Annotated in this window: 30 protein-coding genes and 2 pseudogenes; 5 read left to right on the top strand and 27 right to left on the bottom strand. The window is 38.2% G+C overall.

Going from position 1 to position 23,002, the window contains the following annotated elements; genetic code table 11:
• Positions 1-100 precede the first annotated feature (100 nt).
• Together MTT09_RS05110 and MTT09_RS05105 are read left to right on the top strand one after the other, a co-directional pair.
• Positions 101-994: pseudogene (locus MTT09_RS05110) on the top strand (Cache 3/Cache 2 fusion domain-containing protein); the annotation flags it as partial.
• 24 nt (positions 995-1,018) lie between these two features.
• Positions 1,019-2,071, top strand: a pseudogene (locus tag MTT09_RS05105) (methyl-accepting chemotaxis protein); the annotation flags it as partial.
• Between the two features lie 120 nt (positions 2,072-2,191).
• Here the strand turns inward: MTT09_RS05105 and truD are convergent.
• The gene (truD, locus tag MTT09_RS05100) at positions 2,192-3,316 is read right to left on the bottom strand and encodes a tRNA pseudouridine(13) synthase TruD (protein ID WP_103646542.1); all 1,125 of its coding nucleotides are present in this window, start codon (positions 3,314-3,316) and stop codon (positions 2,192-2,194) included.
• Entirely contained in the window at positions 3,294-4,115 is an 822-nt protein-coding gene (locus MTT09_RS05095) for a thiamine-phosphate kinase (RefSeq protein ID WP_429802956.1), read from the bottom strand. The genes truD and MTT09_RS05095 overlap by 23 nt, the downstream gene beginning before the upstream one ends.
• A 63-nt stretch (positions 4,116-4,178) precedes the next feature.
• Between MTT09_RS05095 and MTT09_RS05090 the strand changes: the two genes are divergently transcribed.
• The gene (locus MTT09_RS05090) at positions 4,179-5,198 is read left to right on the top strand and encodes a DUF5644 domain-containing protein (protein ID WP_429802954.1); all 1,020 of its coding nucleotides are present in this window, start codon (positions 4,179-4,181) and stop codon (positions 5,196-5,198) included.
• A gap of 567 nt (positions 5,199-5,765) precedes the next feature.
• Here the strand turns inward: MTT09_RS05090 and MTT09_RS05085 are convergent.
• Genes MTT09_RS05085 through MTT09_RS05070 form a run of 4 tightly spaced genes read right to left on the bottom strand, consistent with a single transcriptional unit; the run spans position 5,766 to position 9,519 of the window.
• Positions 5,766-6,737, bottom strand: coding sequence for a phage late control D family protein (locus MTT09_RS05085; RefSeq protein ID WP_107805399.1), 972 nt, complete (start codon positions 6,735-6,737; stop codon positions 5,766-5,768).
• Entirely contained in the window at positions 6,731-6,922 is a 192-nt protein-coding gene (locus MTT09_RS05080; protein ID WP_429802952.1) for a tail protein X, read from the bottom strand. The genes MTT09_RS05085 and MTT09_RS05080 overlap by 7 nt, the downstream gene beginning before the upstream one ends.
• Positions 6,915-7,289 carry a phage tail protein gene (locus MTT09_RS05075; RefSeq protein ID WP_054196736.1) on the bottom strand — a complete coding sequence of 125 codons (375 nt, stop codon included), beginning with the start codon at positions 7,287-7,289 and terminating at the stop codon, positions 6,915-6,917. The genes MTT09_RS05080 and MTT09_RS05075 overlap by 8 nt, the downstream gene beginning before the upstream one ends.
• Position 7,290: 1 nt before the next feature.
• Positions 7,291-9,519: a phage tail tape measure protein gene (locus tag MTT09_RS05070; RefSeq protein WP_429802950.1), complete on the bottom strand. Its 2,229-nt coding sequence runs from the start codon at positions 9,517-9,519 to the stop codon at positions 7,291-7,293.
• Positions 9,520-9,566: 47 nt separating this feature from the next.
• Here MTT09_RS05070 and MTT09_RS05065 point away from each other — a divergent pair, with 47 nt between their 5' ends.
• A complete protein-coding gene (locus tag MTT09_RS05065) occupies positions 9,567-9,734 on the top strand; it encodes a hypothetical protein (protein ID WP_159070788.1) in 168 nt (55 codons plus the stop codon).
• Positions 9,735-9,851: 117 nt separating this feature from the next.
• On the opposite strand, the gene MTT09_RS05060 is transcribed toward MTT09_RS05065, so the two are convergent.
• The 21 genes from MTT09_RS05060 to MTT09_RS04960 all read right to left on the bottom strand — a co-directional run bounded on the left by MTT09_RS05060 (position 9,852) and on the right by MTT09_RS04960 (position 21,693).
• Positions 9,852-10,076, bottom strand: coding sequence for a phage tail assembly protein (locus tag MTT09_RS05060; RefSeq protein ID WP_081370933.1), 225 nt, complete (start codon positions 10,074-10,076; stop codon positions 9,852-9,854).
• A gap of 73 nt (positions 10,077-10,149) precedes the next feature.
• Positions 10,150-10,662, bottom strand: a complete 513-nt coding sequence (locus MTT09_RS05055) for a phage major tail tube protein (protein ID WP_021090342.1) — start codon at positions 10,660-10,662, stop codon at positions 10,150-10,152.
• 12 nt (positions 10,663-10,674) lie between these two features.
• Positions 10,675-11,838: a phage tail sheath family protein gene (locus MTT09_RS05050; RefSeq protein ID WP_429802947.1), complete on the bottom strand. Its 1,164-nt coding sequence runs from the start codon at positions 11,836-11,838 to the stop codon at positions 10,675-10,677.
• 2 nt (positions 11,839-11,840) lie between these two features.
• Entirely contained in the window at positions 11,841-12,476 is a 636-nt protein-coding gene (locus MTT09_RS05045; protein WP_429802945.1) for a DUF7338 family protein, read from the bottom strand.
• Positions 12,463-12,630, bottom strand: coding sequence for a hypothetical protein (locus MTT09_RS05040; RefSeq protein ID WP_429802943.1), 168 nt, complete (start codon positions 12,628-12,630; stop codon positions 12,463-12,465). Before MTT09_RS05040 ends, MTT09_RS05045 begins: the two co-directional genes overlap by 14 nt.
• Entirely contained in the window at positions 12,627-12,887 is a 261-nt protein-coding gene (locus MTT09_RS05035; RefSeq protein WP_429802941.1) for a hypothetical protein, read from the bottom strand. Before MTT09_RS05035 ends, MTT09_RS05040 begins: the two co-directional genes overlap by 4 nt.
• Positions 12,884-13,174, bottom strand: a complete 291-nt coding sequence (locus MTT09_RS05030) for a hypothetical protein (RefSeq protein ID WP_429802939.1) — start codon at positions 13,172-13,174, stop codon at positions 12,884-12,886. The genes MTT09_RS05035 and MTT09_RS05030 overlap by 4 nt, the downstream gene beginning before the upstream one ends.
• 9 nt (positions 13,175-13,183) lie before the next feature.
• A complete protein-coding gene (locus MTT09_RS05025; protein ID WP_429802937.1) occupies positions 13,184-15,124 on the bottom strand; it encodes a phage tail protein in 1,941 nt (646 codons plus the stop codon).
• Positions 15,125-15,135: 11 nt separating this feature from the next.
• Positions 15,136-15,756 carry a phage tail protein I gene (locus MTT09_RS05020; RefSeq protein ID WP_429802935.1) on the bottom strand — a complete coding sequence of 207 codons (621 nt, stop codon included), beginning with the start codon at positions 15,754-15,756 and terminating at the stop codon, positions 15,136-15,138.
• Positions 15,753-16,835, bottom strand: coding sequence for a baseplate assembly protein (locus MTT09_RS05015; RefSeq protein WP_429802933.1), 1,083 nt, complete (start codon positions 16,833-16,835; stop codon positions 15,753-15,755). The genes MTT09_RS05020 and MTT09_RS05015 overlap by 4 nt, the downstream gene beginning before the upstream one ends.
• Complete coding sequence (locus MTT09_RS05010; protein ID WP_021090248.1) at positions 16,832-17,116, bottom strand: GPW/gp25 family protein; 285 nt, start codon at positions 17,114-17,116, stop codon at positions 16,832-16,834. The genes MTT09_RS05015 and MTT09_RS05010 overlap by 4 nt, the downstream gene beginning before the upstream one ends.
• Positions 17,117-17,118: 2 nt before the next feature.
• A complete protein-coding gene (locus MTT09_RS05005; RefSeq protein WP_429802931.1) occupies positions 17,119-17,730 on the bottom strand; it encodes a phage baseplate assembly protein V in 612 nt (203 codons plus the stop codon).
• On the bottom strand, positions 17,723-18,106 hold the full coding sequence (locus tag MTT09_RS05000) for a hypothetical protein (RefSeq protein ID WP_429802929.1): 384 nt from the start codon (positions 18,104-18,106) through the stop codon (positions 17,723-17,725). Before MTT09_RS05000 ends, MTT09_RS05005 begins: the two co-directional genes overlap by 8 nt.
• A complete protein-coding gene (locus MTT09_RS04995; protein ID WP_429802927.1) occupies positions 18,096-18,329 on the bottom strand; it encodes a hypothetical protein in 234 nt (77 codons plus the stop codon). Before MTT09_RS04995 ends, MTT09_RS05000 begins: the two co-directional genes overlap by 11 nt.
• Positions 18,326-18,601, bottom strand: a complete 276-nt coding sequence (locus tag MTT09_RS04990) for a hypothetical protein (RefSeq protein ID WP_429802925.1) — start codon at positions 18,599-18,601, stop codon at positions 18,326-18,328. The genes MTT09_RS04995 and MTT09_RS04990 overlap by 4 nt, the downstream gene beginning before the upstream one ends.
• Before the next feature lie 52 nt (positions 18,602-18,653).
• Positions 18,654-19,091: a glycoside hydrolase family protein gene (locus MTT09_RS04985; protein WP_429802923.1), complete on the bottom strand. Its 438-nt coding sequence runs from the start codon at positions 19,089-19,091 to the stop codon at positions 18,654-18,656.
• Positions 19,088-19,450: a hypothetical protein gene (locus tag MTT09_RS04980; protein WP_429802921.1), complete on the bottom strand. Its 363-nt coding sequence runs from the start codon at positions 19,448-19,450 to the stop codon at positions 19,088-19,090. Before MTT09_RS04980 ends, MTT09_RS04985 begins: the two co-directional genes overlap by 4 nt.
• On the bottom strand, positions 19,447-19,755 hold the full coding sequence (locus MTT09_RS04975) for a hypothetical protein (RefSeq protein ID WP_429802919.1): 309 nt from the start codon (positions 19,753-19,755) through the stop codon (positions 19,447-19,449). The genes MTT09_RS04980 and MTT09_RS04975 overlap by 4 nt, the downstream gene beginning before the upstream one ends.
• Positions 19,752-20,018: a hypothetical protein gene (locus tag MTT09_RS04970; RefSeq protein WP_429802917.1), complete on the bottom strand. Its 267-nt coding sequence runs from the start codon at positions 20,016-20,018 to the stop codon at positions 19,752-19,754. Before MTT09_RS04970 ends, MTT09_RS04975 begins: the two co-directional genes overlap by 4 nt.
• Before the next feature lie 11 nt (positions 20,019-20,029).
• Positions 20,030-20,929: a phage capsid protein gene (locus tag MTT09_RS04965; protein WP_429802915.1), complete on the bottom strand. Its 900-nt coding sequence runs from the start codon at positions 20,927-20,929 to the stop codon at positions 20,030-20,032.
• Positions 20,929-21,693: an XkdF-like putative serine protease domain-containing protein gene (locus MTT09_RS04960; protein WP_429802913.1), complete on the bottom strand. Its 765-nt coding sequence runs from the start codon at positions 21,691-21,693 to the stop codon at positions 20,929-20,931. Before MTT09_RS04960 ends, MTT09_RS04965 begins: the two co-directional genes overlap by 1 nt.
• Before the next feature lie 198 nt (positions 21,694-21,891).
• On the opposite strand from MTT09_RS04960, the gene MTT09_RS04955 reads away from it, so the two are divergent.
• Positions 21,892-22,953, top strand: coding sequence for a phage portal protein (locus MTT09_RS04955; protein WP_429802911.1), 1,062 nt, complete (start codon positions 21,892-21,894; stop codon positions 22,951-22,953).
• Positions 22,954-23,002: the final 49 nt, after the last annotated feature.

Genomic DNA, 23,002 nt, shown 5'->3' with positions numbered 1-23,002 from the left:
CAAAAATTTAAAATTCATTATTTTTCCCTAAAATTCTATATGTTTTACGAGAAAAAATTTGTATAATAAGACCTTAAAATCTAAACCAAGGAGGATATAGATGAATTTGCGTAGCATCTTAGTCAAGGTCTCAGCGATCATCGCTTTAGTTCTTGCCATTTGTATGGCTTGCTTTGTATTTTTTATATCACATGTCTTAGAGCGTGAGATCAAGGAGGGAGTAGAAACAACTATCCAGCAAAACGTTGCGCTTGCGATGGACACAGTTGAGCTATTTGATGAAGATAACGAAGACAATGCAAAACTATATATGCATGTCTTAAAAGAGGCTTTAGGTAATATAAGAGCCACTAGCCAAACCATAAAAACTGAAAATGACGATGCTTTAGAGCTTATCTCAGATAAAATGGGCGTGTTAAATAACAACCACGAGATATCTGATAAGATCAAAAAGCTAACAAACGGCGGCATCCCAACCATCTTTGCAAAATCAGGCAATGAATTTGCTGCTGTATCTACCTCACTTTTACTAGACGATGGCAGTAGAGCGCTTGGTATGCTAAATAAAACGATCTATCCAAAGATGATGAACAAAGAAACATATGTGGGTGCTTTAAATATTTTTGGTAGAAACTATATGTGTGTTTATGAGCCAGTCATTCAAAACGGCGAGGTTGTAGCAGTTTTATTTATAGGTTACGACTTTACTGAAGGCCTAGAAGATCTTCAAAAGACAATGTCACAAATGAAGCTAGGCGAGCATGGCTACTTCTCTATCTTTAATACAAAAACTAACAAATTTGAAATCCACCCAACTCAAGCTGGTAAAGAGCTAAGCAGTGATGTTAAAGCTGCTATGGAAAAAATAGCGAAACAAAAAGAAGGTGTTGAATTCGCTAATACTGGTGATGTTGAACGAATAGTTGCTTTTGAGCCATTTGACAAACTAAACTGGATCGTGCTTGGCTCAGCTGTTACTGATGACTTTTTAACACCTCAAAAGGTAGTTAGTAAAAACTTCATCATCGCAAGCATCATAGTTACATTGCTTCTTATCATAGTATCTATCTTCTTGCTTAAAAAGCTAGTTGCAAATCCTATCGATAGACTAGGAGCAAATTTAAATGCTATAACATCTGACTTTACTCTTAAAATCCCGATCTACGGCAAAGATGAGATAGCTAAAATAAGTAATGATATAAACAACTTCATAGAGCGCATAAGAGTGCTTATAAGCGATACTAAAAACCTTTCAAGTGAAAACAGCTCAGTCGCAAATGAGCTTAGCTCTACATCTCTTCAAACAGGCAAACGCGTAGAAGAATCAACCCAGATCGTTGAAGAGACAAATCAAAGATGCAAGTCTATGCAAGAAAGCATGAAAGAGTCACTTTCAATTGCTCAAGCTGGCAAAGATGATCTTCAAAAGGCAAGCACTCATATAAAAACAGCTACTGAGGCTATCAGATCTCTATCATCTCAGATCATAGACTCTGCTAATGTAGAAAATCAAATGGCTGGCAAGATCGAGCAGCTTAGCCGTGATGCTGAGCAGGTAAAATCAGTCCTTGTGGTTATCAACGACATCGCTGATCAGACAAATTTACTTGCACTTAACGCTGCCATAGAAGCAGCACGTGCTGGCGAGCATGGACGCGGCTTTGCAGTCGTGGCTGATGAAGTTAGACAGCTAGCTGAGAGAACTCAAAAATCTCTAACAGAGATAAATGCAACTATCAACGTTATCGTTCAAGCGATCAATGACAGCAGCGAGCAAATGGGTATCAACTCTAAGCAAATTCAAGAGCTAACCCACGTTGCAAGCGACGTTGAAAAGACTATAAATGATATGAGCGCAACGATGAATAACGCCATAGCGATGTCAGATAAGACTATGCAAGACTACATCGCAACTGGTAAAAACGTAAATGAGATCATGGATGGCATCTCAGAGATCAATCAAATTTCATCTGAAAATGCTAGAAGTGTAGAAGAGATAGCTTCTGCGGCTGAGCATCTAAATAAGATGACAGATGCGCTAAATACTAAACTTAGCGTCTTTAGAACTTAAGTTTTTACCTCTTTTACTTCTTAAATTTAATGTTTTAGGTCTAGCTTTGGCTAGACCTTTTTAAATTTAAACCAGCTAAATTTAGCCAGCCACCCTTTTAAATCTATCTTTAAATTTACCCTACTCAAATATATTTTTATGCAAAATTTCTTCTAGCACAACAGTGGCGTATGAGCCCTTTTGAAGTGTGAAATTTAAGCTAAAATGAGCGTTTTCTTCGTTATATTTGTAGCTTGTATCTTCAAGATACGCCCAGTTAAAGCGCCTTGAGCCAGCGATCTTTGAAGTAAGCGAAAATGCCTCAGCGAAAATTTCATCCTCAAGCTCTTTTGCCACGCCGCTTGCCTCATAGGCCTTTGCACCGACTATGAGTCCAAGGCTTGTGATATCACGCTTAGCAAATCTTTGCGCCTCTTGATCTAAATTTTCACATAAAAAGAGCTTGCCAAACGGATAGTGCCCCAAAACCTCTCCTGGCAAAAGCTTAAAAAAGCTCTCCTGCGCCTTCATCGCCTTTAGATCATCCTTGCTAAAGTTTTTATAAATTTCGCCTAGCTCACTTAGGCTAAAGTCGCTTACAAACCTTGAAATTTCGACCCTTTTGCTAAGATAGCGGTTAAAAAGATCACTTTGATAGGCTGAGATCAAAAAGTCATTTAGCTTTACATTTTTGCTCTTTTTGCCATTTATAGTGCCGTTTTTAAGTAGCTCAAGGCCAGTTTTAGCATTGTCGCCAAATTTACCAAAGCGCTGGTAGCCAAAGTAGTTTGCATAGCCCATTTTATCGATGCTGACAAAGGCCTGCTCGAGCTTTTTAGCGCTACTTTGCAGCACCTTTTTTAGGCGGATAAAAAAGCTATTGCCCTTTAGATGTCCGATACGAAGCTTGTTTTTATGCACGTTTAAATTTAAAATTTTCATCTTTTCGTGGCTAAAGTTTGCAAGCGCACTCTCAAATTTACGAGGCATCGAGATAAACTGCGTCGTCATGCCCTGCTTGTCCTTTAGTCCAGCATAGCCAAAGTCGCGCATCTTAGCCCCTGTAACCTCGCTTAAGGCGTGCAAAGCGTCACTTGTCGTCATATCTTTTTTAGAAATTTCAACGATCAAGTGTTCGCCGTCACCACTAAATTCATAAAGCGGTATCTCGCGCACGACAAAATCATCTGAATTTTTAGAAAAATATGCCTCTATGGGCGCATGGGTGAGCGCATATAGCGGCTTAAAAGTGGTGGCTTCTTGCATTTTGTCTTAACCTTTTGTGTGAAATTTTTGCAAAGATGTTGATCTTTGTCCTAGTTTTTGCGGCGATCCTTTTTATAGCGCTTAAATTTTTAGGGCTAAAGGTAAATAAAACCTCGTACTCCTCGCCGCTACTAAGCTCAAATTTGCTTAGTTTTTTTGTAAATTTAGCGCCCTTTTTGCTAGCCTTTAAAAGCTTGCCAAGGTCGGTTTTTAGCCCGTCTGAGATATCCATGGCAGAGTTTATAAGATGAGCTGCTTTGTAAAAAAACTTATCTCTTAAGATAGGCTTTCTAAAGCGTGAGTTTTTTGAAATTTGAGCCAGTCTTAGAAGCGAGTTTAGCCCCTTTTGGCTGCCTCCAAGCTTGCCTGTAAATGCAACAAGATCGCCAAATTTAGCATTTTTCCTTAGCACTGCTCTGCCCTTTAGCTCGCCGATCACGCTAACGCTTATGTTTAAAAGGGGGCTACTTATCGTGTCGCCGCCGATTATCTTTACGCCAAACTCCTCGCACGCCCTATTTATGCCGCTAGTTAGCTCGCTGATCTGGCGCGGCGTGAAGCTCTTTGGCAGACTAAGTCCAAGAAGGGCAAATTTAGGCTTTGCGTTCATCACGATCGTATCTGAAAAATTTACGATCATCGCCTTGTAGCCGATCTCTTCAAGGCTTAGCCAGCCAAGCTTAAAGTGCGAATTTTGCGCAAAAATGTCCTTGCTAAAGACCATTTTGCCAGCAACCGCCGCATCATCGCCGATATATGCGTTACTAAAGCGTTCAATCGTGAAATTTTCTTTATCCATTGAGCTATTATAATGAAACTCCTTTTAAATTTAGGATAAAATAAGCCCAAAAAAAGGATAGAGATGCAAAGAGTTGAGATTTTTAGATTTGACGCAAAAAGAGATGTTTTGGCATATTTTAAGCCCTATTTTTTAGAGATTTCAGACTTTGCAAACTTAAACGAGCTTTTTGCCCACGTAAAGAGCATAGACCCCTACTTTAGCCCATTTGAAGGCTTTGTCAAGGCAAATGACGTCGTAGTTAGCACCGCCCAGCCACTTGAAAATTTAGCTCAAAAATTTGGAGACGAGCTTTGCATCGCCCCGCTTGATGAAAAAAGAGCGGTTTTAGATCTTGCCATAAACGATGATGACTTTTGGGCGAAATTTGAGCCATTTGCTAGCTTTTGTAAAAGAGCCGACAAAGAGCTTTACGCTAGCTTTAAGCCTTATTTTTACGCTGATTTTGTGAGAGACTACGAGCCAAATTTTATAGGAGCTGCCGCGATAATGCTAGCTCATCATCTTTACAAAAATGAGAAAAACGATGAAATTTTAAAGCTAGTTGGCGATAAAAACGGCGTTTTGATAGCCTGCGAGCTTGATGATTTGCTATTTGAAGGTAGCGAAATTTATAGTGAGGCGATTAGATTTTTCAAAGAAATTTTAGGCGTAAAAGCTGCGCCAAAATATGAAAACGAGCTTAAAAAGATAGAAAAACTTAGTAAATTTAAAGAGTTTAAGATAGCCATAAAAGACAGACTGCCTGCAAATTTAAGCGCATATAGGGCAAATTTTATAGAGCTAAACGCCAAAACGCCTTGTGGATATGATCTTTTAAATGCTGATGAAGAGCTAGCTTGCAAGCTTGCTAGCAAGATAGTTTTTGCTGCATTTGATAGTGGGGCTGACTTTTTACTAGCAAGCAATGAGGCTGAGTTTCATATCTTTGACACGCTAGCAAAAAAGCTTGAGAAGTCTGCCAACAGAAGCTTGCAAGACTTTTATGTCCTAAAAGCGAGCGAGCTAATGGCGCTTGAAAATGGCGAGATACCAAGTGGGCTAAAAGAGCATGTTTTAAAAGTAGGCCTAGTAAATTTGTAAGCTAAATTTATTACGTCAAATTTAAAGCATTATGGCACTTGTGCGATTTTTCAACCTTGCATTTTAGATTTATAAATTTTCTTAAAACAAAAATAAGCTATTTTAAACGCTTGTAATATTAGTCGATGTTTTAATGGCTAGCTAAAATACACCATAAATTTGCCACTAAAGCAACAAAAACTAAGAGCGCTCAAATCAAGAAGTATTTTAAAATCAGATAGCAGTTTTACGATCTAATTTTAGATAAATCTAAAATTTAAGAGTTTTAAGCCAACCAAAACCCCAGATAAAACAGATAAATTTAACTAGAAATTTTTATAAATGGCAAGAAATTTTATGCTCTGATATAAAAATAACCTTAAACTAAGCCATTTTTAAGTGCAAAAAACGATCTGTTTTAAAATTAAAAGCAAATTTTGTAAAACGACTTTTCAAATCAAAGTGATTTTACGCTTAAAATCAAAGTGAGCTAAAAACCGCAGTTTTTCACTTTGATTTCTAACGTAAATTTTTATATTTTTAAATAGCTTTTTATAACCTTTTAAAACATATTAAATAACTAAAATTTTACCCCTCAAACTCTATATCTATTTCATACCCACTCGTGCTAAGCTTATGGCTTACTTCTTTTATGCTAAACTCATTTGCTTCTAGCCCAGGAACTCCACCAAATTTAAGCTTGCCGCCTGCTATGATGTTTTTCCCTTCGCAGCTACATCTACCATTTATTCCGCCACGCTGCAGTTCATTTAGTTTAGCTTCTGCTTGTTTAAAGGCCTCATTATCACTCTTTGGCTGAGCTATCTGCATCTTATATACTTGTTCCCCACTTCCCACCTTAATGCTTTTTACCTTACCAGCTTCGATGTCTTGCCACTCTACTATTACGGCTGTATAAGAGTTTCTATTAGCTTCAGTGATCTCTAGCGAGTAAAGATCAGTTAAATTTAGTGTAAAAGTGGGCAAATTCTCGTTTTTTGAAGTATTTGAGGTTTGGCTAGCATCACCCTTAGCATCTTTGGCTGTTATGATGATGTTATCATTTTTAACAGCCATTAAAAAGCCAAATTTGACGCATAGATCATATAAAAACTCTATGTCGCTTACATTATCCTGGATAACAGAAGCTATGTTTTGGTCGCTACCGCTTGTTTTTAAAGATAGTGCATTGGCACTAGCTATCTTTTTAGCTATCCCAAAAAGCGTTGTATTTTCCCAGCTCACACGTCTTTTCTCTTTTGCAGGACTTGCAAAATTTACAGCAGTTGCTCTAACCTCTGTTGTATTTGCTTTGTAGTCTCTGCTAGCCGTTTGCACGCTAAAAGAGCCACAAAGATAAAGATCATCTCCATATCCGAGCCATAGTTTTAAGCTATCTCCGAATACTGGCTTTGCATATATGCCAAATAGGGTAAAGCTGATTTCATCACTTTCATTGCCCTCTTTATCGGTAAAGCTTAGACTTATTAGGTTTTGTCTGATGATGTTTGTTATGTCTTTGCCGCTAGCTTCTAGCTTGAAAGCCGGTTTTCTCACCATAGTTTTGCCTGCTCTTTCGCTGTTTCTTTTATATCAGGCAAAAACACGCTATCGCCTGCATGAAGTGTTGTGTTAAGCTTTGGGTTTATAGTTAGAATTTGCTCAAAAAACCTTAGATGTCCGTAGTGGTTGTAGGTGATAGTATCAAGCCTATCACCGTCTTTAGCTATGTAAATTTTATCCATCATAATCCCTTTTTAGCTCCAAACTAAAACTTTGTGTAAAAAATGCTCCATTTGGAGTAAAAATCGCTTGTTTTTCACTGATTTTTACTATAACAAAGCGACCAAAATATTTACCATTTCCATTTGTAAGCGGCAAGCTTTGACGTAAGGCAGCTAAGGCATAAAGTGGCTTTAGTGCGCCTTGTTTGTCGCCGTGATATGGCAGTGTTTGACCCTCTATATTAAGTGTGCTGCTCCCTAAATTTGCACTAAATAAGGCTGGATAGTTTTGTATACGCTCTTGTTCGCTTATCCCAAAATCTGTTTGAGTATCGATACTATTAGTTTGCTCCCATCTAAATTTAAACCCACCAAGATTTAGCACCATATTATCCCCTTACATCAGTATTTTTACGATTAAACTCATCACGTCTTAGTGCGTCTTTAACGCCTTTTACTATTTGAGCCTTAAAGCTCTCTAGGTCAAATTTACCATTGTCTGAGTTAAGTAAAAAATCACCATTAAAGCTAATGTTGATGGCGCCACCACCTGTGCTGGCTGCCACTAAAGCTGGAGCCTCTTTTACGTGAGTATCACTCCCTGAGCCAAATGTAGAGCTAAAAAAGCCACCGCCATCATCTTTTGGTTTTAGCTCACTACTTGCTTGCTCATCGTCTCCAAAGCCAAAGAATTCTTTTGTCTTGCTCCAAGCACTACTTAGCCCCTTAATGGCCTCACCGACCATGTCGTTTATCCAGCCAAATTTCTCAGCTATCCAGTCAAAAAAACCGCCAAAGAGCTCATCCCATATCTTGATAACTGGCTCAAAAATAGCACTTAGAAAGTCGCTCACTCCTTGCCAAAGATCACTAAAAAACTTTGTCGTGCTCTGCCAATATGGCTTGACGCTCTCCCATATCTCAAGAAAAAAGGCCTTTACTTCGTCCCAATTTTCTATAAGATAAGCTGCTGCCATACCAAGAGCTACTACTATAGCACCAATGCCTGTGCTAATAAGAGCAAATTTCATAGCCTTTGTAGCTAGAGTTACCACCATTAATCCGCTACGCATAACACCACACGCTACACCAAAGGCTTTTGAAGTAGCGCTATAAGCAGTAGTGATAGCTAGAGTTGCTCTTAGTCTTGCACCAACTAGCCAAATGCTAAAAGCATGAGCTTTGGCAGCTATCGTGGCGCTTGATATACTTACAGCATGAGCCAACCATCTGAGCTTTGCTATTAAGAGCATAGGATTTAAAAATTTCACTACCCTTATAACGCCCAAAAATCCATCTGCTACACTTAAAAGTGCTATCTTGCTAAGAAGCAACACCGGTTTAAAGATCATAAAGCCAGCTGCAGCGCTAACAACTATGGCACTTAGTCTTGGAAATTTTTCATTTAGCGAGCTTAACAATCCAGCTACCTTACTTAAGATAGAAGCTAATAAATTTGTAAGTGGCAAAAAGGTTTCTCCAAGGCTTGAACCTAAATTTCTCCATGCTTGTGTAACCCTTTCGATACCACTTTTTGTAGTGTTTAGCTTTGTTTGTAGCTCACGCTGCATAGATCCTGTGGCTTCGTCCGAGTGTGCCATTTTGATATTTGCTTTAAGAGCATCGATATTTGTTACAAGCCCTGCTATCTCATCGTTAAAATTTCCACCAACTAGATCATAAAGTAGCCCTGCTTGTTTATCTTTATCAGCTCTTGAGATCGCTTCTAAAAACGTAGTTATGGCTCCAGCAGCATCTTTTTGTAGGGCTGTTTTTAGATATGTTGCATCCATACCTATGCTTGCTAGCGCTTCTTGAAAATTTTTACCCTTTTTGTCGGCCATTGAGAGTGTGGAGTAAAGAGCATTTAAGCTAGTGCCTACGACCGAGCTAGCTTTGCCAGTGCTTAGCATTGTAGCACTTATGGCACTAGCGCTTTTACTATCTAGGCCTATTAAGCTGGCATTTGCAGCTGTTAGCGAAGTAGCCTCAAATATATCAGAAGCATTTGCATTAGTAACCTTATTGTCGAGCAAGTTTACACTATCAAAAAAGCTATTAAGCTCCTTTATATCGTTCATCTTAAAGCCAACTTTCATATTATTGGCCGCCTTTGATAAGGCTTCAGAGCTCATTTCAAATGCAACTGAGCCGGTTGCAAGCATCTTTGTATAAGTTACTAGCTCCTCACCAGCTAAATTTATCTTACCACCGCCAGCTGCAATGTCAGCTATATTACTAAAGCTCTCTCCAAGCTGTGAGCTTAACCCTCTCATCTCATTTTTTAGCTTAGCTAGGTTCTCATCGCTATCATCAACATACTTTTTTACATTCGCAAAAGCAGCCTCATCATCAATGGCAAGTTTTATTGGCACTCCTATGGCTACTGAGTTTGTAAGATTGCTAAAATTTGTCGTAAGTTCACCTAAAAGTGCTTTTTGGCTCTCTCTTATTTGGCTAGATAGATTTGATAACCTAGTGTTATCTAAAGATGTTATGGCTTTTTTTGCTTCTGCTATCTTACCTTTTAAACCATCAAACCCTTTTTTTAGCTCTGATATTTTACTTAGCCCTTTTACTGCTAGACCAATACTAATACCAACTTGTGCGTTATCCATATCTTTCCTTTAAAATACGATATAATCCCTTTTAAAAAGGATTTAAAATGGCTTTAATCATTCCTATTTTTATCGTTTTATTCTTCTTCGTTTCACCAAGTGGCTTTTTTGAAACGTTTATTGCCTTAGTTTTTGGCTTAGGGATACTTGGTAGCCTTATTGGCACCGCTGGCTTAGCATTAGGTAAAACCAAAGAAGTTATAACTCGCTCTTAGCCTTTAAGATTTTTACTGAAATTTCTAAAAACTCACTAAAATCACTCAAACTAAGATTTATTATCTCGCTATATCCATAGCCTAAAACATGAGCTATAAGGGCGATATTTTCGTTATTTACTCCGCCCTTACATCTAAAAAATCATTTAACGCCTTTTGTAAAGACATAAATTCTTTAAACTCCAAATTTTCAACTTCATCTTGTGTCTTATTACAAAGTGCAGCTATCATATAGATAGTCTTTGCCATATCGCTACCACCATTTTCATCCGCCATCTTAATGGTTCTTACTTTTGGTGCGTGCATTTGCCAAATTTCATCTTTTATCTTTATCTCTTTCATTTTTGTATCCTTTTGTTGTTTTTGCCTGCTTGGCTACATATCAAAGTAAAACAAGCAGGCTTAGTATAAAAAATCACTCTCCTAAATTTGAGCGAACCCCTGCCATATAATCAACTCCGCCTATAACGCATATCATATTTTCACTATCTTTTAACACCATCGGCACACCATCCACGTTGATGTCCACAAAATGAGCTGATAGCTTAATAGTAACTTCTAGCTCTTTTCCGCTTTCAAACTCAGATACTTCATAACTGATAATATCTCCGGTAAAAGCTGCACTAAAAGGCACGGTTTTACTTTTGCCACTTTGGAAAATGCTAGCTTTAAAAAGCCATGGAATGCGGTTGGTAAAGCTGTTTAGTCCTAAATTTACCCACATGTTTTTATCTAGCACGCTAACCGTAAATTCAACCTCTGTTGCCTTTAGCATGCCAGTTGTGTAATTTGTGCTAAGAGCTCCTTTGCTCTCTATCATTTCAAACTCTATTGTGGGAAGCTTCAGCTTTTTTGTTACACCAAGATAGCCGATGCCATCTATATAAACGTTACCTTCTTGGATTACTTGAGGAATTTGTCTTTTCATTGTTTATCTCCTTTATTTGTTTAACTCATCCATCAAAACGCTACCGTATTTATCCACATAGATAAAATCAAGTGTAAGCTGCTTAACGATTGGATTGTTTTGCATTCTGACATCAAGGTAAAATTTACCAGCCGTGATAGTTGCGTCTGTGTTTTTTGCACTCCAGCTAAGCTCATATCCAAGAAGTACCTTTGCTCCAACTAGCTGACGAAGGAGCTCACTAACCGATCTTTTTGCATGATAAAGCTCACTAGCTTTTCTATCGATCGCAAACAGCACTCCCTTTTGGCAAGCTTGCGAAATACGATCAAATATCCTAACACGTGCTAGATCTTGCCAAATAGTATCTTGATCGCTCGTTTCGCCACCCCAAGCCCTAAAGCCACTCTCTCTAATGATGGTAGAAATTTTAGCCGCCCTTAGCTCATCGGCCGTGCAAGTTTCCCCAAGCTCAAAATCCACGTCTATTTGCGTGCCTGAAACCCCTATCATAACCCTGTTTGAATAGCTATCTGAATATCCAAACTCGCTTGCGCCGTCTGTGTGAGCTATCATGCCGGCTATTCTCGCACTTTGTCCCTCATAGACATAAGCGTTCGTTTCATCATCCCAAACCTTGACATTTGGATAAGCGGCAACTAGCCTATTTGTACCAAAATCGCCCATTTTAACAATGGCTGCTGCTGCGTCATCTGCTTTTAGATCTACAATGCCGGTTGCTTTTAGCCTGGTTGCCATCTTTTCTATCTCGCCTTTTATCGCATCTTCATGGCTAAAGCCAGGTGCGATTATTAAATTTGGGCTATAACCAAAGCGTGATTTAGCTTTAGCAAACGCTGTAACGGCACTTTTACACTCCGTGATCTCATCGTTCGTATCGCTATCGTCGTCTTTGGTGAATACGCTTACAATAATCTGCGTATTAACCGCCTGATCTTCGATGGCCTTTAAAGCCCTATAAATAGAGCCTTTTTTAAAAGCTTGGCTCGCATCCTTTTTTGCTTTGTATTTTGCTTCAAGAGCTTCAAGTGCCTTTGCTGTTGTCATATAAAAATGTAGGCCATTTTCTAACACCTCTTCATACCCTGCTATACCAATAGGCGTAGTACTTTCTACTGCTATTGGTCTTGCCGCCTCAGCTGATACGGTTACGTTTACACCAAATTTTGCTGCCATTTTTATTCTCCTTTTTGATTTACTTTTTTTAATGGATTTATACACCACACTGTTTTTAGATGTTTCTTATCATCTTTCTGGGTGAACTCTTTAAAATTTAAGGCATTTGCCCCTGCTATATCCATAAGCTTCCATCCGACATAAATGCGACAATAAAAGCCGCTTAAAAAGCCTTTGTATCGGACTACTTTATAAAGTCCAAAACGCTCCCTGCCATCTTTTAAAGTGCAAGTAACTTTACAAAAACCACTCTTTTTACCACCATTGCTGGTGATATAGGGATCGCCTAAAGTTTCTATGCTATATGGATTTACATCATCTACTTTGACGCCGTTAATCTCACTCGAAAAGCGTCCTATCTTATTGCGTAAGAGCCAAAGAAGTCTTGCTTTATATGTTCTATTGGTTGGTTCAGGATAGTGCTTCTCTCTCCAGCCACTATCGCCATTGATAGCAGCACACTTGCCATCGTAATAGTCGTTTGCATCCTCAAACCACCTAAATATCTTTGGCAAATGCTCATCATCCTTTTTGCAAAATAGTAATGCAACTGGCACAACTACAAATGAGAGGATCTCAAGCATAAGCTCTACTAAAATGATCGCTATAAGACGCAATATCTCTTTACTCTTTAGCATCATTTTCCTTTTTTGACTTCTTGCTCGGCTTCTCATTCTCTTTTGTTTCGCCCTGTTTGTATTCTGGGCACTTAGGACACTCGCTCCAAGTGCAGTTGCCATCTTTGTCTAACTTGCTGGCACACACTTCACATCTTTTTATTCTTACTCTCATTTATTCTCCTTTGGTCTAGTTTTTACAACATCAGTAAATTCATCACCGCTCAAGTACCAAAACGGCTTTTGTCCGTCTTCGTATTGCATTTTTGCAAAGTCGTCAGGATGTGTTGCCAAGTGACTAAACACTCGTAAAATATTTGTCATATTGCTATTGTCCCAGCCCTCGCACTTGCGTGCTCTTAAAAAGATTACGATAGGGCAAAGTAACACGCCCAAGATTAGCGATAAAACGCAGATTAAAAAATAGCTCATTTTAATTCCTCTCTTTGTGTTATTAGTTCTTTTAACTCCGCCCTTAAGCTTTCAAGCACGGCATTGTTGCCTATGATTAGTGCATGGCGGATGTGATTTTCACACTCGGCGATCTCTGCTTCAAGTTCTGCCAGCTGTTTAGTTCTTTCGTCTATGGTGCTGCTTAAAATATCGTTTATTTCAGTTTCTAAAATGGCCTTAAGATTAAGTCTAGCAATATCACTAGACGCATCAAAGTCATCGTTAAAAGCAAATATCTCATTGTTGTCATTTTTATAATATTTCATTCTCTATCCTTATTTTAGTTCTAGCCATTGTGGACCCACAATGGCTGTTTTGTAAAAATATCCTGCTGGGATTATTATTTCGCATTCTCCTGCTGTTGATGCTGCTGGATGAGATACCCAGTTAATACCATCCTGAGATGTTTGGATAGGAACTGTATTAATATAACAGCTTATTTGTATTGAGCGACCAGTTTCGTTTTTATACGTAACGTTGTTTTGTCTATTAGGTTTTTCATTTATCCATCTCTGCCCTACACCTAGCTCTTTGCTGCTTGGATATATGTTTTCAAAATTAACTGATGTAATACTTTTTGATGTAACTATCACAGAATAAGGTAAGTAAGTTTGTGGCTGCAACCTTACGCCAGTTTTATCATACCAAGAGCCATCAAGGTAGTATTCAGCTGTTGTTGATTTGTGATGAAACTCTGGACGTATATCAACTAGCTCTAGTGAATTATCTTGCTTAACCTTTATGAAGTAAGTACCATTGGCTTTTTGTTGGGCTTTAGGTAATTGAGCTTCTATAGCCTTAGTAGTATTTAAATATCTACCTGGCACCGATGATTTGTCTGATAGATATACTGTGCCTTGTAATGCAAGTGTTGTACTTCCAGCACTGCTTGCTTCATTTTTTACGTTAAAGATTTCTCTGTCACTTAATGCTTTATTAAAAATACGGACTTGGTCAATGCCACCTTTGAAAGGCTGTGCACCTAAGCCTAATTCTATTGCATTAGTTGCTAATGAGCCGTCAGTTGTAAAATTGTCTATTTCGTCTATTTTTTCATCATTCATAAAGAACTCGACTTTAGCACCAGTCCTTTTTATAACTGCAAAGTTCCAATCATCTGTTTTATATTTTGCAAAGGTTGTAAAAGGTTTTTCAGCTCTAGCTACTGTCCACCTACCATTGTTACCTACTCCACAACCTATACCATTTACTATACTAGATATTGATAAGTCTATAAAGAACTGAATACTAAAAATCCTATGGTCTTTATGTACAGCAGCATTTGCTGTGTTATCATAATTAAACCAAAGTGTTACTGTAAAATCATTCTTAAATGCTATCTTATCTGAGTCTTTTAATTTTACAGTTTCACCAGCTACTTGATTAAATCTCAATGCTCTTGTACCAAACTTGGCTTGATTTGAATATTCAGCTTTAGTTAATACAGCTCCCTCTGAGTCATTTTCAAAGGTATATAAAGATACACAGCTATTGTCACCTAGTATATTCTTAGTATTCACAGTGCTACCTATACCTATAAAATCAAACACATCGACTTCAACCTTATTGTAAGGCTCAAATGAAAATGCATTGTTAGCAACTGCTTTTTCAGTTACCACCACATCACTTCTACTGCCAGTTATCTCATTAGTAACTTTAAAGATGCCAGCGCTATCTTCGGTGGCGATGTCTGTCTTTGCTACAAATTTATCATCACTTTCTTGCTTGGTGTATGCGTCGATCTTGTCTTTTAACTTAAGAAACATCTTTTCGCACCATTTTCTGGTTGCTAACACTATATTGTTATCAACCTTTAAAATGATGCTCTCGCTCGCATTTGCGATTTGGAGTTTAAAATTTAATGTGATGTCTTTACTTGACCCCTCATTTAAAAGCGGCTTATAAGTATCTGCTAACCTTGCTATCGCAAAGAGTGAGCCATCATCGCAGTATATGCCAGCCGTTTTTATATAAAATCCGCCAACTTCAGGCGGTATTATGGCATCGACGTCGAGAATGTTATTATCGTTTTCGTCTATCGTTACGGCGTTTATTGCGCCCCTATACTTTTCATTTGGTATTGATGTGGTCTGCTCGCTTAGTTCTCCTTCGTAATCGCTTACTACAACTTCTTTTAATGCGATCTTTGATCCATCGCTAGCGGTTTTTAAAAGCTTATTTATGCCATTAGCTGTTAAAAGTGTGTATTGCTTCATTTATCCGTCCTTTATCTTGTTAAAACTTTTATTGCATCGATTGGTATGCTTATGATCTCGTTTATCTGCGTAGTAGCTCCTACTTTAAAGCTTGCTCTTTGGCTTATATTTGATATTACGTAAGGATCTACGCTTATGTTTTCACCACTAAATGTGTAAGAGTAGGCTTTTAAATTTATGCTAGCTATCGCTTTTATGCTTGCTCCATCATATACGCTACGCACGTTTTTGTAGGTGTTTATGATCTCATCAGATCTCTTTAGCGTCTGTGGGCTTACTCCATTTTTACTTGCATCAAGCTCTAGTTTAAAGTGATAAGGTAGTCCTGCATAATCAAACCACTCTTTAACCTTGGCATCTGCATAAAGTGCGCTTAACGCCTTATTCAGACTGTAAAAAGTGCCTGAGTAGTAATGTATCTCAAAAGCATTTTTTATGAGCTCTCTGGCTTCATTCTCGTTTAGTCCATCAATATCTACATCAAAGCTGGCTGCAAGTACTGGCAGTAAATTTTTTGGAGCTTTGCTTGCAAGAGTATTTATGACGCCAATGTCTAAATCCTCAAACCTTACGCCAAAAAGCAAGTCAAATTTCTTATCAAATTTACTTTTGTGATTAGGTAGTAAGCTCATAATTCAGCCTTTTTGTAGCTTATCTCATAGCTTAAATTTACAAATTCTTTTACGCTTATCTTTTTATCATTAAGTGGTTCTTTAAGGCTTGCTCTATAAACGCCATTAATGTGCAAGTTTTTATAGATGTAGCTTAAATTTAGATCTTCTCCAAGGCTAAGGCTAGTTGGCAGAGCTGATATAGCTTTAGCAATTTCATCTTGAAAGAGCATATCTGTTAGCTCAAGAGTAGCTACTACCTTTATGTCTATTTTTGTGGCATTTAACACGCTTAGATTATCGGTTAGCGGACGCACCTTTTCGGCACTTAAAAAGCTCTCCACATCAGCTCTAGTCTCTTCACTCATGTCGGTAGTTTTTAGATAAATTTGAACTACTCCAGCACCGCCATTTAGCACACTACACTCCAGCACCTTTGCATTTGCGCTAAGTGTTTGATAAGTATATGCTTTAGCACTGCCTGCAGTTGAGAAACGCTCTAGGCTTAAAACTGCACGCTCTCTTAGCCTATCATCGCTTTCACGCTCAGTTCCGCCTTCAAACTCACTTAGCTGTTTTGCTTTTAATACGAAAGGAAGTGGTGTTTGGATATATTCGCACTTTGCTTTGCTGGTTTTTGTAAACTCATCCAAGATGATCACTCCAACAGCTTTTAGCTCGTTTGCTCTTATTACAACTTCACTTTTTAAACTAGCTATTTCACCATTTTCGCTGCGTAAAATTAGCCCTTTTGGCAAATATGTATCGCTGCTTCTTGGCATAGAGAGCGTAAATTCACTCTGCGCAGTTGGCTTCTCTCCTTTTAGTCTCTCTATGCCATAAATCGCTACTATGTTATCAAGGTCGTTTCCAGTAGAAAATGGCAGCAGCATCGCCTTAACGCTATCATTTATCCTGGCTCGCAAGAGCAACTCTCTATACGCTAGTGTTTCAAGTAAAGCCGAGTAGTTGTCGCTTTCAAGTAGTGAAATTTCATCATCAGTTAAATGTTCTTTAAAAAGGTTTTTAACATTATTTAAAATTTCATCATATTTAAGCACCTCAATAACGTTTGGATATGGAAGTTGTTTTAAATTCATGCTCTTACCTCTATCTCATCACCACTCATAAGCACTACTTTAAAGCTAAGCTTATGATCTTTTAAACCTATAAGACGAACTTCATCGATCTTGACTCTCTTTTCCCATTTTTCAACCGCCTCTATCACAAAGCACGCCAGATCAGCACGAAATTCATCATCCACCTTGCGATCTATTAGCTCATAAATTCTGCTGCCATACTCAGGCAGCATCACTCTACTGCCAAGCGGAGTTAGGAGTATGTCTTTGATAGAATTTTCTATATCAATTAGATATTTCATCACTAATCCCTCGCAAGTCCGTTATTTTTATGATCTGTTAGGCTGCCACGCGCATCACTTACGCTGCCGCCAAAGTTTGCATTACCACCTGTTGTGATTGAGCCAGTGATTTTTACATCTCCGTTTATCTCAAAACTACCGCTATCACCATCAACTCCAGCTGTATTTATCGCCCCTTGTATCAAAGTGTTGCCAAGTAGCTTGATGCTTGGACTTTTTATAGTGGTATCGCTAGCTTCTACCATCACATTTTTAGCCTTTACATTTGCGTTATCACAAGTTATGTTTATAAGCTTTGGAGATGAAATTTCAAGGCAAGAGCTAGAGCTGTCATAGCTCATCTTTATGCCATCTTCAAAACTTACATGCACCTTTTTATCAGTAGCGTCTGCCTTGTGAGAACTTTGATAAAGCCCACGAAGCACCACGCCTGAGTTTAACTCATCATGCACAGGTAGCACTAGCACTTGCTCTCCTACACGTATTGGTGAAAAGCTCACTGCATAAGAATTGGCATGTGCTTGAAATACCGGCAAAAAATCAGTTACCATCGAACCAATGGCAACTTTTGCACGGTCTGCTCTTACTTCACTGATAATTCCAACTTCAATCATTTATATGCTCGCTAAATTTTTTATTTCTTGGCATTCTTGTGTACTTTACGCTATGCTTGATCTCTTTTACATCATCATGTATTTCATTGAGCTTCTCTTTATTTATGGCAAAATTTGCTGCTAAAATATCGCTTAGTTTTTCAGTGGCGCTACTTTGTTTATTTATCGCTTCACTATTTTTATTCACCACATCGATCATCAAATCAGTGTTTTTGCTCGTGTATCTGCTAAGCAGCCAAAAGATCACCACGAAGCCTATAAAACCAAAAATCGCCATAAAAACGATAAATTCATTTAACCCCCATGATCCAGCTAAATTTATTAGTCCTGCTGTCTCTCTTATCTCGTCACTAAAATTTAAGCTACTATTTTCCATCCGCTATCCCTATGCATTGTTTTAATAGATCCTCGCACTTTAAAAAATAAATCATCTTCGCCTTGTGTGCTTCAAAGCTACCATCATTATTTGGCTTGTCTGGCATTACAGCATTGCAGCGCACTGGTGTTAGTTTTTCTTTGTAGATGATGGTTGGCTCTTTAAAAGCACAACCACAAAGAAGCACACCTAATGGCAATAAGCCTAATCGCATCAATTTCATCTCTCGCCCTCAAAAAATAACTCTTGGTAAGCCTTTAGCTTGGCCTCACAACTTTCATCTTTTAAGTAAATTTTTTCTACTCTCTTAACCTCTTTGATAGGCTTTTGCTCTACCTTTACACTCATCTTTGAAATAGCTTCATTTTGACTTTCAATGACGCTATTTGCAGCTTTTAAGTTTTGCTTTGACGTGTTAAGATCAAGAGCAATGCTTTTTATCTCAAGATTCTTTTTGTCGATGCTTGCATTTAAAAAATGTATTTTTAGCGCCAAACTACCAATACATAGCAAAAAAACGGCACTAAAAATGATGCAAATTTTGGTATTAAGCAAGTAACCCACTTAGCACCTTCTTTGCACGGTTTGGCGTTTGTTTTGCCCAAAGGCTATTTAGCCCATTTTTATAGGCTGCCTCATATTCGCCAGACTTTATAAAATTAAGAGTGGTAACAAATTTTTTAACTTTTGGCACTCCCATTTGATAGCACATTTCTATTACCACGTCTTGGACATTTTTTGGCTTGTCTTCTAGCCAAGGAAATGCCTCACAAACGCTAGAGGTAAGCTTAATTAGCTTCATCTCTAAAATCTGATCTGCTACCGCTTTACTCATAGGCTCAACCTTGCCACCATTTAAAAATAGTTCGTCTTTACTAAGAGATGAAACCTCAAAGCCATATCCGACAGTAGGATACCCACGAGTATCCTGATATATGTAGCTTTTAAAGCCTTCGTTCTCTTTTATGTTTTCTTTTAAGCTCATAAATCTTCGTTCCCCTCATCTCTATATATATCAACTTCTACTACAAAGCTATACTTAAAAAGGCTATCTTCAAAGCCATCAAATTTCATCTCACTTATGGCATCTTCACCAAAGATAGCAGACTTTGCAATAAATCTTTGCCTTAACTCATCAAGCCTAGATAGAGCGCTAAAATTATCATCAACTAGCGAATGCGATGCAAAAATGATCCTAAAACTTGCGCGATCCTTTTTCCACGCCACACTTTTTATGCCATCAAAAAGTAGATAAACTCCGCCCTGAGGGCTTGCCTTTGATATGCAAATAGCTTCAGGTGCTATCTGTTTTAAAGACTTGTAAATTTGGACTAGATCATTCATACGCACTCCAGCCTAATGAAACTGTTAAATGTTGGCTTGCTTTCAAGTGGGCTTGCTTTTATCTCGCTTATAGCTTTACTTAAAAGCAAACTATCCTCTTCGCTTAGAGCGATTTTTAGATACAGTTTTAAGCGGATGAGAGCAAAGTCCATCATCGCCCAGCTCTTTACTACTCGTCCATTGCACTCTTCGTAGGTCTCAAGAGTAGCTACATCAAGAGCCTCATCTGTGATCTCTTCTGGGTTGAAAAGTACCGATTTAGCTCTTTTTGAAAAAGCCTCTCTAAATTCAGCTTGCGCGATCATTTCTGTTTATTTTTCTTGTCTGGCTTTACAGATGAACCAAGCTCATCTTTGGAATCAGCTCCGTCAGTTGGATCCTGTACTAAAGACGTGTCTGACTTCGTAGACGATAGCTCAGGTTCTGCAGATGGCTCAGGCTTGTTTAGTGGCTCTATCATTAGAGCTTTTTCATAAGCCTCTGCTTTTTCTTGCTCTAAAGTTACGATCTCGCCAGTCCTTACAAAGCTGCCATCTATCGCACTATCTTTTAAAACTATAAATTCCATTAATTTTCCTTTTAAAGAGTTGCTATGCTGACCCATTTTTTGATTATGATCTCATAGTCCACACTTGCATCAAAGATGTATTTTAGTGCTCTCTCTTCTGGGTCATACCAACGGTTGCGATTTATATCAAGGCATACGCCAAGAACTAAATTTTTAAGCGGAGTAGCCATGTAAACGCCTTTTGGCATTAAAGGACTAACTTCAAGCTTTACACCAAGCACACGATCAGCATTGCCATTTATTAGGTAGGTTGGTGCATTTAATGCTGAAATTTCTTTGTTGTACTCCTGCATGTCAGCTGTACTTATTAAGATTACGCTATCGACTAAGGCGTCTGGGTTGATTGATTGGGCAAGTGCTGTTAAGCGTTTGCTTACACTATCATTTGCAACATAAGTAACTTTTGTGACGTCGTTACTATCTTTTGCTGTTTGGATCCAGCCTTTATGTAGCGTCTCAAAGCTATTTGCATAAGTATCACTTGTACCACTAAAGCCAAGGAGTGCAAGATCATTACCAAAAATTTTTCCAAAAGAGTTAAATGTTTCACTCTCAAAATTTGGATTATTTTGGTTGTCTGCTAGTGTATCTTGAAGTACCCTTGCAAAAAGTTGTACGCTTTTTGCTTCTAGCTTTACACCTGCTTTTTTAAGCTGCGTTCTTTGTGTATCGCTTGGTTTTTCGCCACTTGCTACACGTACCAAAACGCCCCTCATAGCATCCCAGCCATCAATCTCTTTAGTTAAGCGGCTCATCTTTTCAACATGAATTTTTTGCAAAAATTCACTATTGTCTTTAATCACATTTATAAGACTAGTTGCTTGCTCTGGAGTTAAGCTACCACTCAGTGTTGCACTAGTAGCATTCATGCTGCCTTTTGCAATATCTTTTAAACCAAGTCCCTCTAACATTAAAGTATTCCTCCTACTATTTTGTCATCTGTTTTCTCTATATTTTTGCTTTGTTTGCTATCTTTTGCGATATCCTCAAGCTCGCTTATACGCTTCTCAAAGCCAAGGAGCTTCTTGTTAAGCTCATCCATACCTTCAACAAGCGTCTTTTTTATCTCTTCTGCTTGTGAAATTTCTTTTGTCTCTTTTTCCACTTTGTCCTCTCCTTTTTTAGTTTTTTCAAATTTCTTTAGTAGCTCGTTAAAACCATTTGCTATGGCAGCAGCTATTGAAGTATCGTTTTTTTGTACCTCTTCACGCTTCGCAAATCCTGCCATTGAAAGCCCTGCGATCTCACCACTTTTTATAAGTTCTTTTAGCTCGTCGCTTTCTATCTTGATACCAACTGCCCAGCTTCCTACCTTCTCGCTCTTAAAGAGAGCATCGTTTTCTCTTACTATCCAGCTCTCAGCCACGTATGCTTTGCCGTCTGGCTTAAAGTCATGCTCCTTGTCTATGTTTTGGCCTTTTAGATCCTTCATAAAAGCATAGGCAGCCTTTTCAATCTCGGCCGCGTCCGTAAAATCCCCCTGAGTATCTACTTCATCTGGTGAATACACAATCCCATATACAACGCCTTTTTCTTCGTCAAATTTGGCGATGCTCACATCTTTTTCAAAGCTTGGCTCACTTGCGTCACTTTTATAAATGATGCTCTTTTTGTTTGCACCAGCTTTTACAAGAGATATGTGCGTGATACTTAGGTTAGTTAGTTTATTTGCCATCTTTTTACCTCTTTCATTTTTAAGCCAAAAGGCTCTTTGCTAGTGGGCATTTTATAAGAAAGGCTATTTTTAGAAATGCTAAATAATGGTCATTTGCTAATGTTTTAAAAAATTTTTCAGATAAATTTACCCCTAGCGTAGATTAAAGATTTATGGTCTTAGTCTTTGCTCAAATTTAGGTAATAAGAAGGAGTGAGTGTGGAGAACAAATTTATTTTTAAGTCAGATGCTCCGAGCTTACAGCTCTCGTCTGATGTGCAAAACGGTGATTATATAGAGCCTTTTATAAGTTTTAGTGATCTTTTAGAGCTTCACTATGCAAACGTATATCACCGCCGTGCCATAAAAATAAAAGCCAATATGCTCTCTCAGATAGAAATAGACGAGAGCGATCTAGCAAAGTTTTTACCTCAAAATGTAAGTGAAAAAGAGTTTTTATTTGAGTTTTGCTATAACCTAGAGCTTTTTGGCAATGCTCCTATTGAAAAAGCTGGAGCTAAGACAAACTATAAACTCTACAATATACCAGCTCATGAGTGGCGAACCAATAAAGACAAGCAAATGTTTCAGGTAGACAAATTTGGCAAAAAGATAAAACTTGATGGATACTATCTTAAATTTTATTCTCCAAGCTCAAGATACTACGGCGAGCCAGACTACCTTGCAGCTATGTGTCAGATTTTGACAAATAGGCAAGCAGACATGTATAACTACTCATTTTTCCAAAATGGAGCAAGACCTGATCTTGCTATCATTCATGAAAACTCAGAGCCTAGCGAAGAACAAATAGCAGCTTACAAAAAATTTTTTAGTGAAAACTATAAAGGAAGTGCCAACGCACACAAAACACTCCTTTGCTATACAAACTCGATTGGTGAAAAGGATGCAAAAATTCGTTTTGAAAAGCTATCAGAAGTACAAGACCTGAGCTTTAAAGCACTAAAGGAAGTAAGCCGTGATGAGATAGCAGTAGCTCATGGTATTCCGCCACGTCTGCTTGGTATTATTCAAAGTGCCCAGCTTGGCGGAAGTGGAGAGCTTATAGGCCAACTTCACCAGTTTAACGAGCTTGAGATAAAACCAAAAATAGAGCTAATAGAAGGCTTTTTTAGAAGCATCGGTATAAAAGTGGTATTAAGTGCTGTTGATGTAACGAATTTTAAAGATGATGGCGAGATAGTTACCCAGCTTGTTGAAAGAGGGATCATCTCAATTTCTGAGGCCAGAAGTATACTTGGCTGGCAAAAGAATATTGAGTAGGATAAAAATAGTGTTTAAAAACGTTTAAACCCCCTTTAAAAACGTTTAA

Origin of the sequence: Campylobacter concisus, from assembly GCF_050447505.1 — a bacterium.
Taxonomy (GTDB): Bacteria; Campylobacterota; Campylobacteria; order Campylobacterales; family Campylobacteraceae; genus Campylobacter_A; species Campylobacter_A concisus_BP.
This window is presented reverse-complemented; position numbering and strand designations above follow the sequence as displayed.

What these genes read in the sequence shown, in the direction of transcription:
- truD (WP_103646542.1), bottom strand. Translation starts at nt 3,316, where the DNA reads ATGCAAGAAGCCACCACTTTTAAGCCGCTATATGCGCTCACCCATGCG.
- MTT09_RS05095 (WP_429802956.1), bottom strand. Translation starts at nt 4,115, where the DNA reads ATGGATAAAGAAAATTTCACGATTGAACGCTTTAGTAACGCATATATC.
- MTT09_RS05090 (WP_429802954.1), top strand. Translation starts at nt 4,179, where the DNA reads ATGCAAAGAGTTGAGATTTTTAGATTTGACGCAAAAAGAGATGTTTTG.
- MTT09_RS05085 (WP_107805399.1), bottom strand. Translation starts at nt 6,737, where the DNA reads ATGGTGAGAAAACCGGCTTTCAAGCTAGAAGCTAGCGGCAAAGACATA.
- MTT09_RS05080 (WP_429802952.1), bottom strand. Translation starts at nt 6,922, where the DNA reads ATGGATAAAATTTACATAGCTAAAGACGGTGATAGGCTTGATACTATC.
- MTT09_RS05075 (WP_054196736.1), bottom strand. Translation starts at nt 7,289, where the DNA reads ATGGTGCTAAATCTTGGTGGGTTTAAATTTAGATGGGAGCAAACTAAT.
- MTT09_RS05070 (WP_429802950.1), bottom strand. Translation starts at nt 9,519, where the DNA reads ATGGATAACGCACAAGTTGGTATTAGTATTGGTCTAGCAGTAAAAGGG.
- MTT09_RS05065 (WP_159070788.1), top strand. Translation starts at nt 9,567, where the DNA reads ATGGCTTTAATCATTCCTATTTTTATCGTTTTATTCTTCTTCGTTTCA.
- MTT09_RS05060 (WP_081370933.1), bottom strand. Translation starts at nt 10,076, where the DNA reads ATGAAAGAGATAAAGATAAAAGATGAAATTTGGCAAATGCACGCACCA.
- MTT09_RS05055 (WP_021090342.1), bottom strand. Translation starts at nt 10,662, where the DNA reads ATGAAAAGACAAATTCCTCAAGTAATCCAAGAAGGTAACGTTTATATA.
- MTT09_RS05050 (WP_429802947.1), bottom strand. Translation starts at nt 11,838, where the DNA reads ATGGCAGCAAAATTTGGTGTAAACGTAACCGTATCAGCTGAGGCGGCA.
- MTT09_RS05045 (WP_429802945.1), bottom strand. Translation starts at nt 12,476, where the DNA reads ATGCTAAAGAGTAAAGAGATATTGCGTCTTATAGCGATCATTTTAGTA.
- MTT09_RS05040 (WP_429802943.1), bottom strand. Translation starts at nt 12,630, where the DNA reads ATGAGAGTAAGAATAAAAAGATGTGAAGTGTGTGCCAGCAAGTTAGAC.
- MTT09_RS05035 (WP_429802941.1), bottom strand. Translation starts at nt 12,887, where the DNA reads ATGAGCTATTTTTTAATCTGCGTTTTATCGCTAATCTTGGGCGTGTTA.
- MTT09_RS05030 (WP_429802939.1), bottom strand. Translation starts at nt 13,174, where the DNA reads ATGAAATATTATAAAAATGACAACAATGAGATATTTGCTTTTAACGAT.
- MTT09_RS05025 (WP_429802937.1), bottom strand. Translation starts at nt 15,124, where the DNA reads ATGAAGCAATACACACTTTTAACAGCTAATGGCATAAATAAGCTTTTA.
- MTT09_RS05020 (WP_429802935.1), bottom strand. Translation starts at nt 15,756, where the DNA reads ATGAGCTTACTACCTAATCACAAAAGTAAATTTGATAAGAAATTTGAC.
- MTT09_RS05015 (WP_429802933.1), bottom strand. Translation starts at nt 16,835, where the DNA reads ATGAATTTAAAACAACTTCCATATCCAAACGTTATTGAGGTGCTTAAA.
- MTT09_RS05010 (WP_021090248.1), bottom strand. Translation starts at nt 17,116, where the DNA reads ATGAAATATCTAATTGATATAGAAAATTCTATCAAAGACATACTCCTA.
- MTT09_RS05005 (WP_429802931.1), bottom strand. Translation starts at nt 17,730, where the DNA reads ATGATTGAAGTTGGAATTATCAGTGAAGTAAGAGCAGACCGTGCAAAA.
- MTT09_RS05000 (WP_429802929.1), bottom strand. Translation starts at nt 18,106, where the DNA reads ATGGAAAATAGTAGCTTAAATTTTAGTGACGAGATAAGAGAGACAGCA.
- MTT09_RS04995 (WP_429802927.1), bottom strand. Translation starts at nt 18,329, where the DNA reads ATGAAATTGATGCGATTAGGCTTATTGCCATTAGGTGTGCTTCTTTGT.
- MTT09_RS04985 (WP_429802923.1), bottom strand. Translation starts at nt 19,091, where the DNA reads ATGAGCTTAAAAGAAAACATAAAAGAGAACGAAGGCTTTAAAAGCTAC.
- MTT09_RS04980 (WP_429802921.1), bottom strand. Translation starts at nt 19,450, where the DNA reads ATGAATGATCTAGTCCAAATTTACAAGTCTTTAAAACAGATAGCACCT.
- MTT09_RS04975 (WP_429802919.1), bottom strand. Translation starts at nt 19,755, where the DNA reads ATGATCGCGCAAGCTGAATTTAGAGAGGCTTTTTCAAAAAGAGCTAAA.
- MTT09_RS04970 (WP_429802917.1), bottom strand. Translation starts at nt 20,018, where the DNA reads ATGGAATTTATAGTTTTAAAAGATAGTGCGATAGATGGCAGCTTTGTA.
- MTT09_RS04965 (WP_429802915.1), bottom strand. Translation starts at nt 20,929, where the DNA reads ATGTTAGAGGGACTTGGTTTAAAAGATATTGCAAAAGGCAGCATGAAT.
- MTT09_RS04960 (WP_429802913.1), bottom strand. Translation starts at nt 21,693, where the DNA reads ATGGCAAATAAACTAACTAACCTAAGTATCACGCACATATCTCTTGTA.